Source organism: Fictibacillus fluitans, assembly GCF_030418125.1.
GTDB classification, from domain to species: Bacteria; Bacillota; Bacilli; order Bacillales; family Fictibacillaceae; genus Fictibacillus_C; species Fictibacillus_C fluitans.
The window spans coordinates 226,862-240,960 of record NZ_JAUHTR010000006.1; the positions used below are offsets into that span (position 1 = coordinate 226,862).

The window sequence follows — 14,099 nt, forward strand, 5'->3', positions numbered from 1 at the left end:
AGGAGTTAATAATGTCGGAAAGACTTCCTCCAAATACAAAAATACGGGGTACCGGATTTAATATATCAGACTTCTGGTCTTGGGGATTTTCAGATGTTTTAACGAATTCATTAAGAGGTGTTTTTGCCGAATTTCTTGTTGGAAGCACATTAGATGTTTTACAACAACCACGCATTGAATGGGATGCCTATGATTTAATGTACAAAGACAAAAAAATCGAAGTGAAATCCGCTGCCTATATTCAGTCCTGGCATGAGGGTCAATATTCCAAAATAAGCTTTGGGATCGAAGCGAAACGTGCATATAACTATGCAACTCGAAGCTATACACCGGAGCCTGTCCGAAATGCGGATCTTTATGTTTTTTGTTTGCTCTATGAAAAGGATGCCAATCTGATCGATGTTCTTAATACGGAGCAGTGGCACTTTTATATCGTTAAAACAAATGTCTTAAACACTTTATTTCCACAGCAAAAAAGGATTTCTTTAAGTACATTAGAAAAAATCACCCAACCGGTTTCTTTTACAGAAATAAAAGAAACAATAGATCAGGCAATTTATCAATAAATTGTCTACCCGCTTCTTACAAAAATAAAAGGGTATTCCTTGTTTAAAGAATATCCTTTTTGAGATGCTAAAAGAATTTTTATTAGTAACCCGGTCTGTCCTTCTGGCTCTGCTGCCGGCTTGCTACCAAAGCCGCTTTAAGAAATGGATGGATCACTTAAATAGTGTTGCAACAAAGTATTTGCAGAATTACTTGGCGTGGTTTCGTTACTTAGACAGCAAGGAATATGAGAATACCGCATCGAATAAGAAAATATGCTGGTCAAATCGTGCCTATTTTCTGTAACCGACACGAACACCAAACTTTCAGATTTTTGCTTACTCTTGTTACAACTAACTGGCAGATTAGCAATCTGTAAGAAAATATAGTTTATGAACAGAGATTGGAGGGTGTTATCGAAATGGCTAAACTGATCTACGCTGCTAATGTATCTTTGGACGGTTATATTGAGGACGAGCGCGGCAATCTCGAGTGGTCGATCTCCGATGACGAGGTGTTTGCGTTCTGGAATGACTTCCAGCAGCCGATTGGCACCTGCCTGTACGGGCGTCGAATGTACGAGTCGATGGTGTACTGGGAGACGGCAAACATTAAAACGAACCCGTCCATCGGTGATCAACTGGAGGTAATGCGAAACTTCGCGCAGATTTGGCGAGCTGCTGAGAAGATCGTTTATTCCCGGACACTTCAGACGCTTTCAAGCGCCAGGACTAGGATCGAGCGTGAATTCAATCCTAATGTGATCCGAAGGCTGAAGGAATCTTCAGGAGCCGACATTACAATTGGCGGCCCCGAACTTGCGGGGCAAGCGATGAGCGCGGGACTAATCGACGAGTGTCATCTGCTTCTTAATCCGATCGTCTTGGGTGGTGGTAAGCGAGCATTGCCGGACAACCTCCACATTCGATTCGAATTGCTCGGTGAGCGCCGCTTCCAATGCGGAGTTGTTCAGCTCCACTACCGCGTAATCGTCTGACCGTGACACTAGAGTGAAATTCAGGAGATACGTACTAGGGCCTACTTTAATTAAGTGAAATTACGAAAGCCGGAAGTTATATTGGGCAACTTCAACTTCAGTGGTAAAAAGAAACTTAGAGAGGATTTAAAAAAAAGCTAAGTCTTCAAATAAGATCTACTAAAAATACTAGTAAGGGGTTAAAGTTTTACAGGTCAAGCAGGCTTTCATATCGGAATTTAGACATATGAAATTTATCAAATTGGAGGGGAAAAACCGATGGCAGAAGTTTTGTTGTTACACCATGTTTTAGGCCGAACAAAGGGGATTGAAGAAATCGCCGATCAACTCAGAGATGCGGGTCATACTGTGTACGTGCCAGATTTATTTGACGGCCGCATGTTTTCCTCGCTGGAAGAAGGTTTGGCATTTGTGAAAGAAATCGGATTTGAAGAAGTGACGGCACGTGGTGTTCGGGCAGCCGGCGAACTTTCACGCGATGTCGTCTATGCTGGTTTTTCACTCGGTGTCCCGGCAGCACAACAGCTTGCTCAAACTCGTGAAGGCGCCAGAGGCGCACTGTTTTTTCATGCCTGCCTCCCGACCTTGGCATTCGAATCTCAGTGGCCGTCCGACTTACCTGTGCAAATTCACGCCATGAGTGCAGATCCCTTTTTCGTTGAAGACGGCGACATCGACGCAGCTCGTGAACTTGTAGCGTCGGCCGATCACGCTGAACTCTTTTTATACGAAGGCAAGGAACATCTCTTCACTGATAGCAGTATACCGTCTTACGATGCTGACGCGACGAAGCTTGTGATCAAACGGGTTCTCGACTTCCTTGCATAGTTGGCATCGTGCCCTTCCCTCTTAAAATAGTTCTCGATCGGAATGAATGGAGATTAGGAAAACGATTGTTAACTCATATATTTTTTACATTTGAATAAATGTACTTAAGCTAACAGGTGCGTTGTTCCAAGAAGGATTAGCGTTTCTTTTTGTTAAACTTGATTGAAATAACCTTTCAGCTTTGCGACAGAAAGACATATCTAATATAGTGTGCTTATCTAGTAGAATGGAGGGTCTAATCATGGGCATTAGGAATTATCTGATCGGAGGTGTTTCCGGGGCTGGCAAAACTACGGTCTGCAACGAATTACAGCAGCGCGGCTACCATGCCATCCATGGTGACCGTGAATTGGCTTATCAAGGCGATCCGGAAACTGGTACCCCGACGGATGGTTTTAAACCCGAACACCACATTTGGGATGTAGATAAAGTAAAAACGTTGGTTGCCAATCAGGATGAGGCGGTAACATTTTTCTGCGGTGGTTTGCGAAATTTCCCCAAATTCATTGATCTGTTCGACGATGTGTTTGTCCTTGAGGTCGACCTTGAAACCTCTCTCAGGCGGATTGATGAGCGAGTGGCACTAGACCCAACTGACTGGGGTGGCAGACCAGAGGAACGGGAAATCAGTTCGCGCTTGTATCAAACAAAAGAAGGCATTCCCAAAAATGGGATTATAATTGACGCCACCGCACCAATCGATCACGTAGTTGACGAGATCATCCGTCAAAGCGAAGAAAATAAACACCAATGACAGTAAACGATTTTAGGGGTAGGGTATCTGTTTGTACCCAATGAGAGGCAGTGGATAGGTTGTTAACCATTTCACTTAATAAAATAAAAGGGTACCCCCTATTCAAGGGAATACCCTTTGGAATTTTAATAATTTTGCCGATCTTTTTGGCTCTGCTGCCGGCTCCGGTAAAACTCATGAAACAATTTCATCAATGCCCGTTTTTCAATTCTTGATACATAACTCCTCGAAATACCCAGCATTTTCGCGATTTCCCTTTGCGTTTTCTCTTTCTGCATATCCAAACCAAACCGGCCGACAATGACTTCTTTTTCCCGGTCATCCAGCACATGAATATAATCATAAATTTTCTTTTTCTGCATTTTCAGCTGAATGGCATCCACCACATCTTCAGTTTCCGCTTTCAGCACATCAATGAGCGTGATTTCGTTTCCTTCCTTATCAGTCCCAATCGGATCATGAAGTGAAACATCTTTTTTCGTTTTTTTCAGTGCTCTCAGGTGCATGAGGATTTCATTTTCAATACAACGTGCCGCATACGTCGCAAGCTTCGTGCCCTTCCCTCTCGAGTAGCTCTCAATGGCTTTAATGAGCCCTATTGTCCCGATGGAAATCAAGTCTTCCGTGTCTTCCCCTGTATTCTCAAATTTCTTGGTATTGTGAACATGAAACAATGTCATCTAATGGACCTGTAATACTAATCTTAACTTTCTCACTGGTTGCATCGATTTGTATCTCATCAATCATCAATTCCATTAATTGACGCTTCTCTTCAAACGTTAATCCATCCCGTTCAAACAATCCGTTAACACTTTTGATGATCTGATCCATTTGTTCTTTATCCAATTGTTGTTCGGTTTGTCTCTCCATTTTACGATTTAGCGTTTCCATATTTGTATCCAGAAGTGTGAGTTCCTTATTAATCCTATTCATATCCTTAGTCATTTCATCTTCCGTAATGACGTCTTTAATATACATCTGCTTAATTCTTTCTCGTTCCAAGTGTTTTTTTGACCGTTGTTTTTCAAGCTCACTGAGCCTTATTTCAATGGTCTCATCCACTGTCTCAATCTGATCTCGAATTGCTTGCTCAAACAGTTCCTGGTCCGTTAAACAAGACTGAATTAAGTCCATGATATACTTTTCCAATTCATCGACTCGGATACTGTATGATCGGCATTTGCTAACTCCATCCCCATACCGTTTAGGATTTAAATTGGGACAACGATAAACCCCATATTTCTTCTTGATGCCCGTCTCTTTATCTTCTCTGCCATTATATGTTGTACATTCCCAGATTCGATTGCAGCACTTGCATCGTATCATCCCTCTAAATAAATAATGAAATTTAACATTCCCACGTTTCTTGGTGTTTTTTTTGCGTTGTTTCTGAGCTAAATCAAACAATTCGCGATCGATAATAGGAGGGATATCTACACGGATCCAATCTTGTTCATCGCGAATAGTCTGGGTCACCTTTGTTTTACCAGAAGCCGTTTTCTCTCCCCACACTTTCTTTCCTTTACGCTTGTTATATACATACTGTCCAATATAAATTTCTGAAGTGAGTATTCGGGAGATAGAAGAGGCACCAAAGTTTTTACTTTCTTTCCTTTTTGGCATTGCTCCCTGTTCATAAAGCATGTCGCCAATTTTACGAAGAGTATGACCCTCCAGGTACCATTTATAGATCTTTCTAACAAAGCCAGCTTCCTCTTCATTAATGCTTAACTGCCCATCACTATACTCGTAGCCATAGGGAGCAACACGCATTGGCATGATCTTTTTATCCTTCTCAACCGCTCTTAATCGCCCCCTTGTCGTCCGTTTTCGAATTTGAGCCAGTTCATATTGTGCAAAAACGGATCGCATGTTAAAAAACATTTGGCCTTCTGGTGTGCTCTGGTATTCCGTATCAATAAAGATAATTTCAACTTTCTGGCGGTCCCACTCTTTACAAACGATAAGTTTATCAGTCAAATCCCTTGTTAGACGGTCAGGGTCTGTAATGATGACCTTATGAATGATTCCATTAGCTGTGTCTTCCCTGAGTTTATTCATTTCAGGACGATCAATATCTTCGCCGCTGCGACCGCCTTCCCTATACACCTTTATTTGTGATTCGTTGTAACCCATCTTAACCGCTCGTTCCATACAGAGCTTTTCCTGCGTCTCCAAGCTATATCCTTCTTCAGCCTGAGCCAGGGTACTCACACGGCTATAAATTCCAATCATGGTTGTACTCCTTACTTCTCATTTGTTACCTAATATGTATATTCACACTACCTTAAAGTATAGGCCTCATTTATGAAGAAACAAGGTGGAGAAATATTTACCTGTGGATGCAAAAAGCCACTCATTTTTGAGTGGCCTTTTCTAGTGCTTTTTGTACCAAAAATTTAATTAGTTTTTGTTGTGCTTTCCTTACGGCAATACAATTTTTACCTACAACTTTCTTAGGGCTATATACAAACTCAAGGTGTTTTACCAATTGCTTTATCACCTCAAGTAATGTATATGTTATTACAAGATTGTCCTATCAAATTTTTATTTTACGTACATCAAAAAACTCCCTATATAGGGAGTTACAAATTTGCTTGGCTTTCTTGTTTTGCACCACTTACTTGCCCAATAATTCTTTTAAGATAATAACCGACAATAAAAAATGCCGCCAACGAATGCAATGTTACAGTCTTTGTTAGGATTCCTGCAATAGTCGGATACTGTTCAGTTATCAAACTTAATCCAGCTGGGTCATAATATCTATATAATATTGAAAGTACAACTTGGATTACTGATAGAACTACAAACCAAGCCATTAAATATCCAAACATATGTAAGCGATCTAGTGCTGAATTGAAGTCCTCTTGTGATTGATTTTTCAATTCTTTAGGTTTTGGTATAATTCCCATAAAATAATCTGCAATCGCCATTATCATCAATAGTGCAAAAGTAATCAATAACGGAATGTTAAAAACTGAAAAAATGGCAGATAAAATTATAGAACCAATTGACAACTCTTTAACATTTGAAACTACATCATGATTGATCTCATTTTTTACTTTCGCAAAAGATTTTTGGGCTTCCATTGGTAATATGGCCATGGTACAAGCACCAACCTTCGCTAAGAGATTACTACTATATCTATTCCCCTTTAACGAAATTTTATGCTTATTTTCAATAATTTTTACATCCCCATTGTTGCAAACAAAGTACATTTTATTTACTACAAGATTGTTTTTCTTTATATTAGCATCAAAATTGATTCGCTTGTACCCATGCTTGAGTAAATACTCTCCATGATGAGTATTTACTATGTCAGACATTTGTCTAGAAACTTCTGGGTCGTACTCACTTTTTTTGAAAGTAGGTATTCTTTTCATTTTCTTGGATTTTGCAGTTACACTATCAAAGTCAAAGGTGTGAAAACTCATACTCCAACCCCCTCTAACTGGCTGCTAAACACTTCAAAATCCTGTCTGGCTAAAATAATGTCTTTGTTCCTTATAGTAATACTGTATATGCCACCTTCGGTTATAGGAAAGTTTTTGAATTCAATAGCTCCTAAAGCAAACTTTGAATTATTGAGGGTAGGTTCCAGAATTATGTCAATAGGTGATTTAGATAATTTTTTATCATTTGGGCCCGTAACAAAAATTTTAAGTTTTGTTTTTTTCTCCACTTGGTACTCAATTCCAGCCACAAGAAAAAAGTTCTTTTTTGTAGGTAAATTATCCAATTTCAATTGTTCAAAAACATGTTGGTAATTCATTGAATTATCCTTATTTCGTTTTACTTTTTCACATGTTAGTATGTATTTAACGTAAATGTTTTCCATTTTGTCACTTCCTATCTATCCCCTATATATTAACATATAGATTTTAAATGTAGGAAATTTTTTCTACTTTTGTTATTAATATTTCTTCATTAAATGAGTAAATTCCTGTTAATTATTTCGACAAATAGAATTTTTTTGTTTTACCTCGATTTTCTATTTATCCCTTTTTTACATCAACTAAATCTTCAAATTTCAACTTATGTACTTCATTATGAAAGTCCACAATTCGCAGCTCTTTTTTATACGGATCAATATAATGGGCTTTCCCAATCAATAGATGGAAATCACCATGGCTAAAATAGGTAAAGCATAAATCCAAATTCTCAGCCATCGCCTCACAAATCGTCTCCTCCATTAACTCCAATTGCTGCTCATCCAATTCTGGCTTCGCTTTTTTCCTGTTGTCCCAGTCCATTTCCCTTAAGAGCTTCACATGTTCAGTCATAAACATTCCTTGCCATTTCATCGTTCCTCGGTCACAAAGCATATTCATCACCTTCCTTAATCTATTATATGCGAATGCATGTTCGGTTAATACTGAAAATTATTGACAGTACACCCCAATTAGAGGCAGGTGACTGTCAAATAAAGTTGAATTATAGAATTAATTGTAAATTGGAGGAGTTTGGATTCATGAAAAAGCAGGTTGCAAAAGGAGAGCAAAATTTCATTAGATGATGCACAAAAGCGATTCTTTTTAACGATGTAGGTCAATACCATTGGTTTTTAAAGTGGATGGAGTAAAAGTGTATTTTGCTCACAAAAATCCAGAAGCGACTGACCATCATCCGATATTCAAGTCTACAATCTGTATCTGTTCAGTTGGACCTGAATTCATTACAGATTGGCACTATAAGGCTGGCGATGAGGATTTGTCCCAAACATGGATACAGCGAGGGTTAAAGGAACTGATCGAGCATAGCGAATCGTTTGCTGCGTTATCTACGCTCCAAGCTCAAAAGTAATAATGACGAACCCCTTAGCACCATAACCACTCCTGGGCTAACCGAAGAAGGAAGTAGGGAATATTTTTATAACATCACTAAGTTACTTTTCCAAAAGAAGGATTGGTGGACCAATGAAAATGAATTTTTTAGCAACTGGTTTTTGGAATATTAATGAATTAACGTTACCACATCGTGGAGACCTTTACTTAGATGCTGAAGGAGGAGAAATCAACCTTGAAATACATATTCCTAATAAGGGAGAATTACTAAATTTCCTTGAGTTACCCTTAGAAATCCCGTTCATTAAAGGTTCTACAAGTAATGGATCTCAAGTAACCCTTGTTGATTGCTCGAGAAAATCCACATCAGGTAGAATGGGTTCGGTGGCTACCCTAGGATATAAAGCAAAATATATGCTAAGTGGTGTAGCTTTTGAAAAAAAAGAGGATATTGTTTTTTCAAAAATGCAAATAGACATACCTGGGATTATTCAATGGGGTAATGTGTCTAACTATAATATACCTGAATCCTATATAAAGGATGGGCTTATTGAGTTAAACATACTAGAACCAATAAATATTTTTACTTGTGATGAATATACTGTGTCTTACGAATTAATATGTAGCCATCCTTTTCTATCTTTTATGAGAGAAGAAATTGTACTAAAACAAATGCCTAGTCTGCTTATTGAATCCAAAGTGCTTAAATCATTAGACTGGTATATAGATGTAGCAGTAAAAATGAAAAGGATTATCGAAATTGCAATGGGAACTCCATTGAATTTCAGCTCCATTTTGGCCCAATCACCAAAGATAATTTATGAATTTGAAAATAGCCAGCAAAAAATGAGATCAATAAAAGTTATCCATGAGTTAACAAGGAAAGAAAACATGATTACAGCCCTTGAAGAAGCTATTTCAAAGCACGAATTTCTGTTCACTCTAAATGAACTTGCTGAACAGGGAAATTTCTCTCATTGGCATAAGATATCAACGAAAATGGAGCCAATTATTGAATTATACATCGATGATCTTTATAACAGGGGGTTATCTTATAGCAGACATTTTCTAAATATGGCTCAAGCGTTAGAAACATACCATTCCCGATTTATTTTTAATGGTAAATTAAAGGATTATAAAGAACAAAGAGTAGAAGTATTGATTTCAGAACGACCAGAGGGATTAAAACAACGGGATAGAGAGTTCCTTTTAGGTGGCAGTAAATTCGCAATTACCCTTAGAAATAGAATAGCTGATTTAACATTAGCGAATTTCAGACGTCCTTTTTTTACTGGTAATATTCATCTTACTGACTTTCCAAGGATAATTGCTAATACAAGAAATTATTATACTCATTACGATCAAGAGCAGGAAAAAAAGGCTCTAAAAGGTGAAGAATTGCTTTATGCATATTTTTATCTCCGAAGTATTCTTGAGTATTATTTACTTATAGAGCTTGGTTTTGGTGAAGACTTCGCACATAAACGGATGATAAAAAGGATACAACCACTAAAAGATTCGTTAGTGATACAAGCAGAGAATGATCGACGTTTTAACAAATCTGAAAAACAATAAAAGTAGCCCACTTTTGAGTGGGCATATTTTTATTCCCCTGATTTCGTAACGAACTAATTGGTTTAGTATATGGCAACATGTACATTTATCTTTCTTATCCATACAAGGAATTTGAAAAAATACAGCGAAATTGTTCTGAAAACATAAAGTCCCCGTAACATGTGGGTAAGGAGGTGCAAGATGCTACAAGATCTAGGACAAAAAATAAGGCTTATTCGAACTAAGAAAGGAATCACATTGAATGAATTCGCCCAGCAAATGGGGGTTTCTCCTGGGTATTTAAGTAACCTTGAGACAGGAAAAACACAAAAAGTAGAGATTCCCTTCCTTGATAAGATACAAAAAGAACTGATCATCTTCTCAATTGTCCCGCCAGACTACCAAGAAGATGAAATTTCTTTTCGTCTCCAAAGAATCAATCATCAATTCCGCGATTTAGCGAAGACTGACCCGAAAGCGGCAGAATATCTTTTATCCAGCTTTGAAAACGGATTGGAACATTTCCTGAAATGAATCAAACACCCTGGAGAGTCCCTAGGCTCTCCTTTTCCTTTGTTAACCGCTTAATGACATATTCTGCATCGCGTCCAACACCACGAATAGTAGAGGAGGAAAGAGAACGCTGTCCTGATAATCCAACATAGCCTAACCCCCTAATGTTCGAGCTGATCCCTTTTTCATGAATAGGACCGCCTTCTGAATCCAAGGCCTGAGGAAGAGACTGAAGATAAGGTACATTGGCCCGAAACCCAGTCGCAAAAATAACACCATCGATTGGCTCATGTTCATCTTCCCAATAGACACCTTCTTCATAAAAGGCTTGAAACAGTGTTCGAAGTTCAGGTTTTTTATCGGCTATGGCTTTTCGATAGATGCCTGTATCGAGAACGGAAACCCTGGTTCCAAGGTGTTTGGCAAATGAGGCTTTATCTATCCCTGTAACTCTTAGCCAAAAGTGAAGATCTTTCCCAAAGAATGTTTGCGGTATAAAAGACAAAGGACGGCGAGTCGTAATCGTAACATGGGCTACCTTCGCTAATTCATAGGCTATTTGTACCGCAGAGTTGCCACCACCGACCACAACCACCCGCTTACCTTCAAACTCTTCCGTGTTTTTATACTCACTAGAATGTAGGATCCTTCCCTTAAATTGATGCAGTCCTTCCAAATCTGGGATATACGGATGAGCAAAGGCACCTGTTGCGGCAATCACGGTTTTTGCAGCCCATTTTTCTGATTCGGTCTCCACTAAAAACAGCTTTCCTTCTTTTGTGATGTTGGTCACCTTCTTGTTGGTCGCCACATTCAGTTCAAAATGCTTGGCATAATGAGTGAGATAGGTAATTACTTCATCTCTTGTTGGATATCGATCGGGTTCACCAGGAAAGCGTAAGCCTGGAAGGGAAGAGAAGCCGGCAGGAGAAAACAACGTGAGGCTTTCATAATAACGCGGCCATGAGCCTGCCGCCTGCGAACTCGCCTCTAGAATCCAATAGTTCCATCCCCGCTTTTTCAGATGGTACCCTACCGCCAAACCTGATTGCCCTGCTCCAATGACCATACAATCCCATACATTTTTCATTAACACTTCTCCTTTTCATATCGTTAAATAACGATATGTCAGTTGAAAAATATGAACATATAGGGCTTATATGTTCATTTGCAACAATCATTCAGAAGCTCATTCAAGGCTTGCAGTAAGCTCTGAACGTTATTTCGGTTTGGAAAATAGAAAACTTCTTTTCCTTCTCTGCGGGAAGACAGAAGACCGCCGCGTTTTAAGATGGCCAACTGCTCGGAAGCTGTGGACTGGCTAATGCCCACCAATTCTGAAACCTGATTTACCTTCACTTCTTGCCTTTCCATAAACAAAAAAACGATTTCCTGTCTCTTTTCACTCGCAAGTGCCTTAAGAAACCGCTGCACTTCTTCACTTATCATGATTACCTCTCTAAACCAACCGTCAAATCGTTATTTAACGATATGTTTTATATCCATATTAATCTTCCTCAAAAAATATGTCAATCTTATAAAAATCCCGCTGAAATCAGCGGGGATTTTACTTACTTAATTACTTAATTTATTCGTCGTACGGGTCTTGGTGTAAAAACAATAAAAAGGTAAATGAGCCGAATAACAAGGTTCTTCTTTTTCACATAATAAGGTAAAAAGGTTGGTTGGTGTATGGCGAGAAGACGACGCAGACGGTCTTTAGCATCTGGCGGAGATAGAATTATTTTAATCATCATGATGGGGTTTTTGTTGATTTTCTTCATAAAACCAATACTTGTCCTTACCTTGTTATGTCTCATGATCTATTTTCTACAAAAGTTTTGGAAATACCAAAAGAACGAAGCCCTTATTCAGCTTTATGGAGAAACGCACTCGACTGACCAACTGCTTGCAACCATTAACAAATTGCTCAATACCGAACGCTATCATCTGTCACCAGGGGAAAAAAGTGATCGCAAGAAAACGTCTTCGCATTATCGAAAACTTCTTGATCAAAGCAAAGGCGGGTTTGTTTATTTTATCAGGGAAACAGGCGGTGGCCGAATAAAGATTGGAAAAGCACAAGACCCATATGAACGCATCACCAAAGGATTTGGGGTAAAACTGCCGTATTCCCTTCAGCTCGTGCATCTGTTGGAGAGCAAAAATGATCTGCTCACCGAGAAACTCTTTCACCAGCATTTTCTCCCCAAGCGTGTACATGGGGAATGGTTTCACCTTACAGATGAAGACGTTGAGTGGATTCAAAGCCAGCGGTATCCCTCTTCCATCATGGCCTCACTGGTACACGAAAAAGAAAGCTAATAGTAGGAATTTGACGCATTTGGTCAGTAAAAAAACCGCCCATTGGACGGTTTTTTTTATTCTCCAGTTTTCGCAAAGGTGGAGATGCGATCTCCGATTTCATCGCGAACACGCTGGAAAAACTTCCACTTTTCTTCTTCTGTTCCTTGAGCTTTCGCAGGGTCATCAAATCCCCAGTGATCACGTTTTACGTGAGGTGCAGTCATCGGGCATTTATCGGCCGCATCCCCACAAAGCGTTACCACAAAGTCCGCGTTGTTCAAGATTTCAGGATCGATGATATCGGACGTTTGATTGGAGATGTCGATATCGATTTCTTTCATTGCTTTTACGGCGTTCGGGTTCAAGCCATGAGCTTCGATCCCCGCACTTTTCACGTTCCATTCGTCACCTAAAAGTTTTTTTGCCCAGCCCTCAGCCATTTGGCTTCTGCAAGAGTTTCCTGTACATAAGAAGTAGATTGTTTTTTTTGTCATTTGAAACACTCCTTTAAAAAATTAATGGATGATGGTTAACCAAATATATAGACCTGTTAAGGTAATGAACAACGTTGGAACCGTTAAAACGATCCCTACTTTGAAATAGTATCCCCAAGAGATTTTGACGCCTTTATTGTTCAACACATGCAGCCAAAGCAGCGTGGCTAGCGAACCAATCGGTGTGAGCTTGGGTCCAAGGTCAGAGCCGATGACATTGGCATAGATCAAGGCTTCTCTCATCGCCCCTGTGGTATGGGTGTCCTGAATCGCTAGTGCATCAATCATCACCGTTGGCATGTTGTTCATGATCGAAGAGATAATGGCCGCAATAAAGCCCATTCCAATCGTGCCGACAAACAATCCGTGGTTTGTGACGTTCTGAATCACGTCGGCTAAAAGACTGGTAAGCCCCGCGTTTTTCAGTCCATACACGACCACATACATCCCGATGGAGAAAAAGACAACTGCCCATGGTGCTCCTTTGAGCACGGTTTTTGTATGAACGGCATTACTTTTTCGGGCTGTTTGCAAGAAAACAATCGCAATGATACCTGCGATAATCGATACAGGCACAGAAAAGAACTCTCCGACGAAATAGCCGATTAACAAAGCCGCGAGTACAAACCATGACGACTTGAACATCTCTAAATCTTTGATCGCATCTGCTGGCTTCTTCAGCTGGTTGACGTCGTATGATTTTGGAATGCTTTTTCTAAAATACAGATACAGCACCAAAATACTGGCCAATAGGCTGAAAAGGTTGGGCACGATCATTCGGCTGGCATACGTTGAGAAACGGATGCCAAAAAAGTCGGCAGATACGATGTTCACCAGGTTACTGACCACTAGAGGCAGGGATGTGGTATCTGCGATAAATCCGCTGGCCATGATAAACGGCAGGATCATCTTGTCCTCAAACTTCAGGTTACGTACCATGGCAAGGACAATAGGCGTCAAGATCAACGCTGCTCCGTCATTAGCGAAGAAAGCAGCGACAACCGCCCCGAGTACCGTAACGAGCAAGAACATCTTGATACCACTCCCGTTAGCAAAGCGGGCCATATGAAGGGCCGCCCACTCGAAGAACCCGATTTCATCTAAAATAAGGGAAATAATAATGACCGCTACAAAGGTAAGCGTGGCATTCCAAACAATGCCTGTTACGTCGATTACATCCTGGAAGGAGACCACTTGGAAAATCAGGGCTAAAACCGCTCCCCCGCAAGCACTCCAACCAATATTAAGGCCTCTCGGCTGCCAGATGACAAACGTTAGTGTCACTAAGAAGATGGCACTGGCAATAATTACTGAGCCCACAA

General features: G+C 39.9%; 16 protein-coding genes. 7 read left to right on the top strand and 9 right to left on the bottom strand.

Annotation, left to right across the window (positions count from 1 at the left end):
- Positions 1-11 precede the first annotated feature (11 nt).
- The 4 genes from QYB97_RS13425 to QYB97_RS13445 all read left to right on the top strand — a co-directional run bounded on the left by QYB97_RS13425 (position 12) and on the right by QYB97_RS13445 (position 3,125).
- Positions 12-566 carry a hypothetical protein gene (locus QYB97_RS13425; RefSeq protein WP_301166509.1) on the top strand — a complete coding sequence of 185 codons (555 nt, stop codon included), beginning with the start codon at positions 12-14 and terminating at the stop codon, positions 564-566.
- 401 nt (positions 567-967) lie between these two features.
- The gene (locus QYB97_RS13435) at positions 968-1,543 is read left to right on the top strand and encodes a dihydrofolate reductase family protein (RefSeq protein ID WP_301166510.1); all 576 of its coding nucleotides are present in this window, start codon (positions 968-970) and stop codon (positions 1,541-1,543) included.
- A gap of 258 nt (positions 1,544-1,801) precedes the next feature.
- Positions 1,802-2,371 (top strand): dienelactone hydrolase family protein, encoded by a 570-nt coding sequence (locus QYB97_RS13440; RefSeq protein WP_301166511.1) that lies wholly within the window; start codon positions 1,802-1,804, stop codon positions 2,369-2,371.
- 241 nt (positions 2,372-2,612) lie between these two features.
- Positions 2,613-3,125, top strand: coding sequence for an AAA family ATPase (locus tag QYB97_RS13445; RefSeq protein WP_301166512.1), 513 nt, complete (start codon positions 2,613-2,615; stop codon positions 3,123-3,125).
- Between the two features lie 125 nt (positions 3,126-3,250).
- Here QYB97_RS13445 and sigK read toward each other — a convergent pair whose 3' ends face one another.
- The 5 genes from sigK to QYB97_RS13470 all read right to left on the bottom strand — a co-directional run bounded on the left by sigK (position 3,251) and on the right by QYB97_RS13470 (position 7,450).
- On the bottom strand, positions 3,251-3,805 hold the full coding sequence (sigK, locus tag QYB97_RS13450; RefSeq protein ID WP_301166513.1) for an RNA polymerase sporulation sigma factor SigK: 555 nt from the start codon (positions 3,803-3,805) through the stop codon (positions 3,251-3,253).
- A complete protein-coding gene (locus QYB97_RS13455) occupies positions 3,768-5,360 on the bottom strand; it encodes a recombinase family protein (RefSeq protein WP_301166514.1) in 1,593 nt (530 codons plus the stop codon). Before QYB97_RS13455 ends, sigK begins: the two co-directional genes overlap by 38 nt.
- Before the next feature lie 350 nt (positions 5,361-5,710).
- Positions 5,711-6,559: a hypothetical protein gene (locus QYB97_RS13460; protein ID WP_301166515.1), complete on the bottom strand. Its 849-nt coding sequence runs from the start codon at positions 6,557-6,559 to the stop codon at positions 5,711-5,713.
- Positions 6,556-6,963, bottom strand: a complete 408-nt coding sequence (locus tag QYB97_RS13465) for a DUF6941 family protein (protein WP_301166516.1) — start codon at positions 6,961-6,963, stop codon at positions 6,556-6,558. The genes QYB97_RS13460 and QYB97_RS13465 overlap by 4 nt, the downstream gene beginning before the upstream one ends.
- Before the next feature lie 157 nt (positions 6,964-7,120).
- Entirely contained in the window at positions 7,121-7,450 is a 330-nt protein-coding gene (locus QYB97_RS13470; RefSeq protein WP_301166517.1) for a YolD-like family protein, read from the bottom strand.
- Between the two features lie 591 nt (positions 7,451-8,041).
- On the opposite strand from QYB97_RS13470, the gene QYB97_RS13475 reads away from it, so the two are divergent.
- The gene (locus QYB97_RS13475) at positions 8,042-9,484 is read left to right on the top strand and encodes an ApeA N-terminal domain 1-containing protein (RefSeq protein WP_301166518.1); all 1,443 of its coding nucleotides are present in this window, start codon (positions 8,042-8,044) and stop codon (positions 9,482-9,484) included.
- A 180-nt stretch (positions 9,485-9,664) separates the two neighbouring features.
- Complete coding sequence (locus tag QYB97_RS13480; RefSeq protein ID WP_301166519.1) at positions 9,665-9,997, top strand: helix-turn-helix domain-containing protein; 333 nt, start codon at positions 9,665-9,667, stop codon at positions 9,995-9,997.
- A 1-nt stretch (position 9,998) separates the two neighbouring features.
- On the opposite strand, the gene QYB97_RS13485 is transcribed toward QYB97_RS13480, so the two are convergent.
- Both QYB97_RS13485 and QYB97_RS13490 read right to left on the bottom strand, forming a co-directional pair.
- Positions 9,999-11,066 (bottom strand): flavin-containing monooxygenase, encoded by a 1,068-nt coding sequence (locus tag QYB97_RS13485; RefSeq protein WP_301166520.1) that lies wholly within the window; start codon positions 11,064-11,066, stop codon positions 9,999-10,001.
- A gap of 74 nt (positions 11,067-11,140) precedes the next feature.
- On the bottom strand, positions 11,141-11,425 hold the full coding sequence (locus tag QYB97_RS13490; RefSeq protein WP_301166521.1) for an ArsR/SmtB family transcription factor: 285 nt from the start codon (positions 11,423-11,425) through the stop codon (positions 11,141-11,143).
- Between the two features lie 243 nt (positions 11,426-11,668).
- Here QYB97_RS13490 and QYB97_RS13495 point away from each other — a divergent pair, with 243 nt between their 5' ends.
- Positions 11,669-12,301 carry a GIY-YIG nuclease family protein gene (locus QYB97_RS13495; RefSeq protein ID WP_301166522.1) on the top strand — a complete coding sequence of 211 codons (633 nt, stop codon included), beginning with the start codon at positions 11,669-11,671 and terminating at the stop codon, positions 12,299-12,301.
- Positions 12,302-12,357: 56 nt separating this feature from the next.
- On the opposite strand, the gene arsC is transcribed toward QYB97_RS13495, so the two are convergent.
- Together arsC and QYB97_RS13505 are read right to left on the bottom strand one after the other, a co-directional pair.
- Positions 12,358-12,777 carry an arsenate reductase (thioredoxin) gene (gene arsC, locus QYB97_RS13500; protein WP_301166523.1) on the bottom strand — a complete coding sequence of 140 codons (420 nt, stop codon included), beginning with the start codon at positions 12,775-12,777 and terminating at the stop codon, positions 12,358-12,360.
- Positions 12,778-12,798: 21 nt separating this feature from the next.
- Complete coding sequence (locus QYB97_RS13505) at positions 12,799-14,097, bottom strand: arsenic transporter (RefSeq protein WP_301166524.1); 1,299 nt, start codon at positions 14,095-14,097, stop codon at positions 12,799-12,801.
- Between the last annotated feature and the right edge of the window lie 2 nt (positions 14,098-14,099).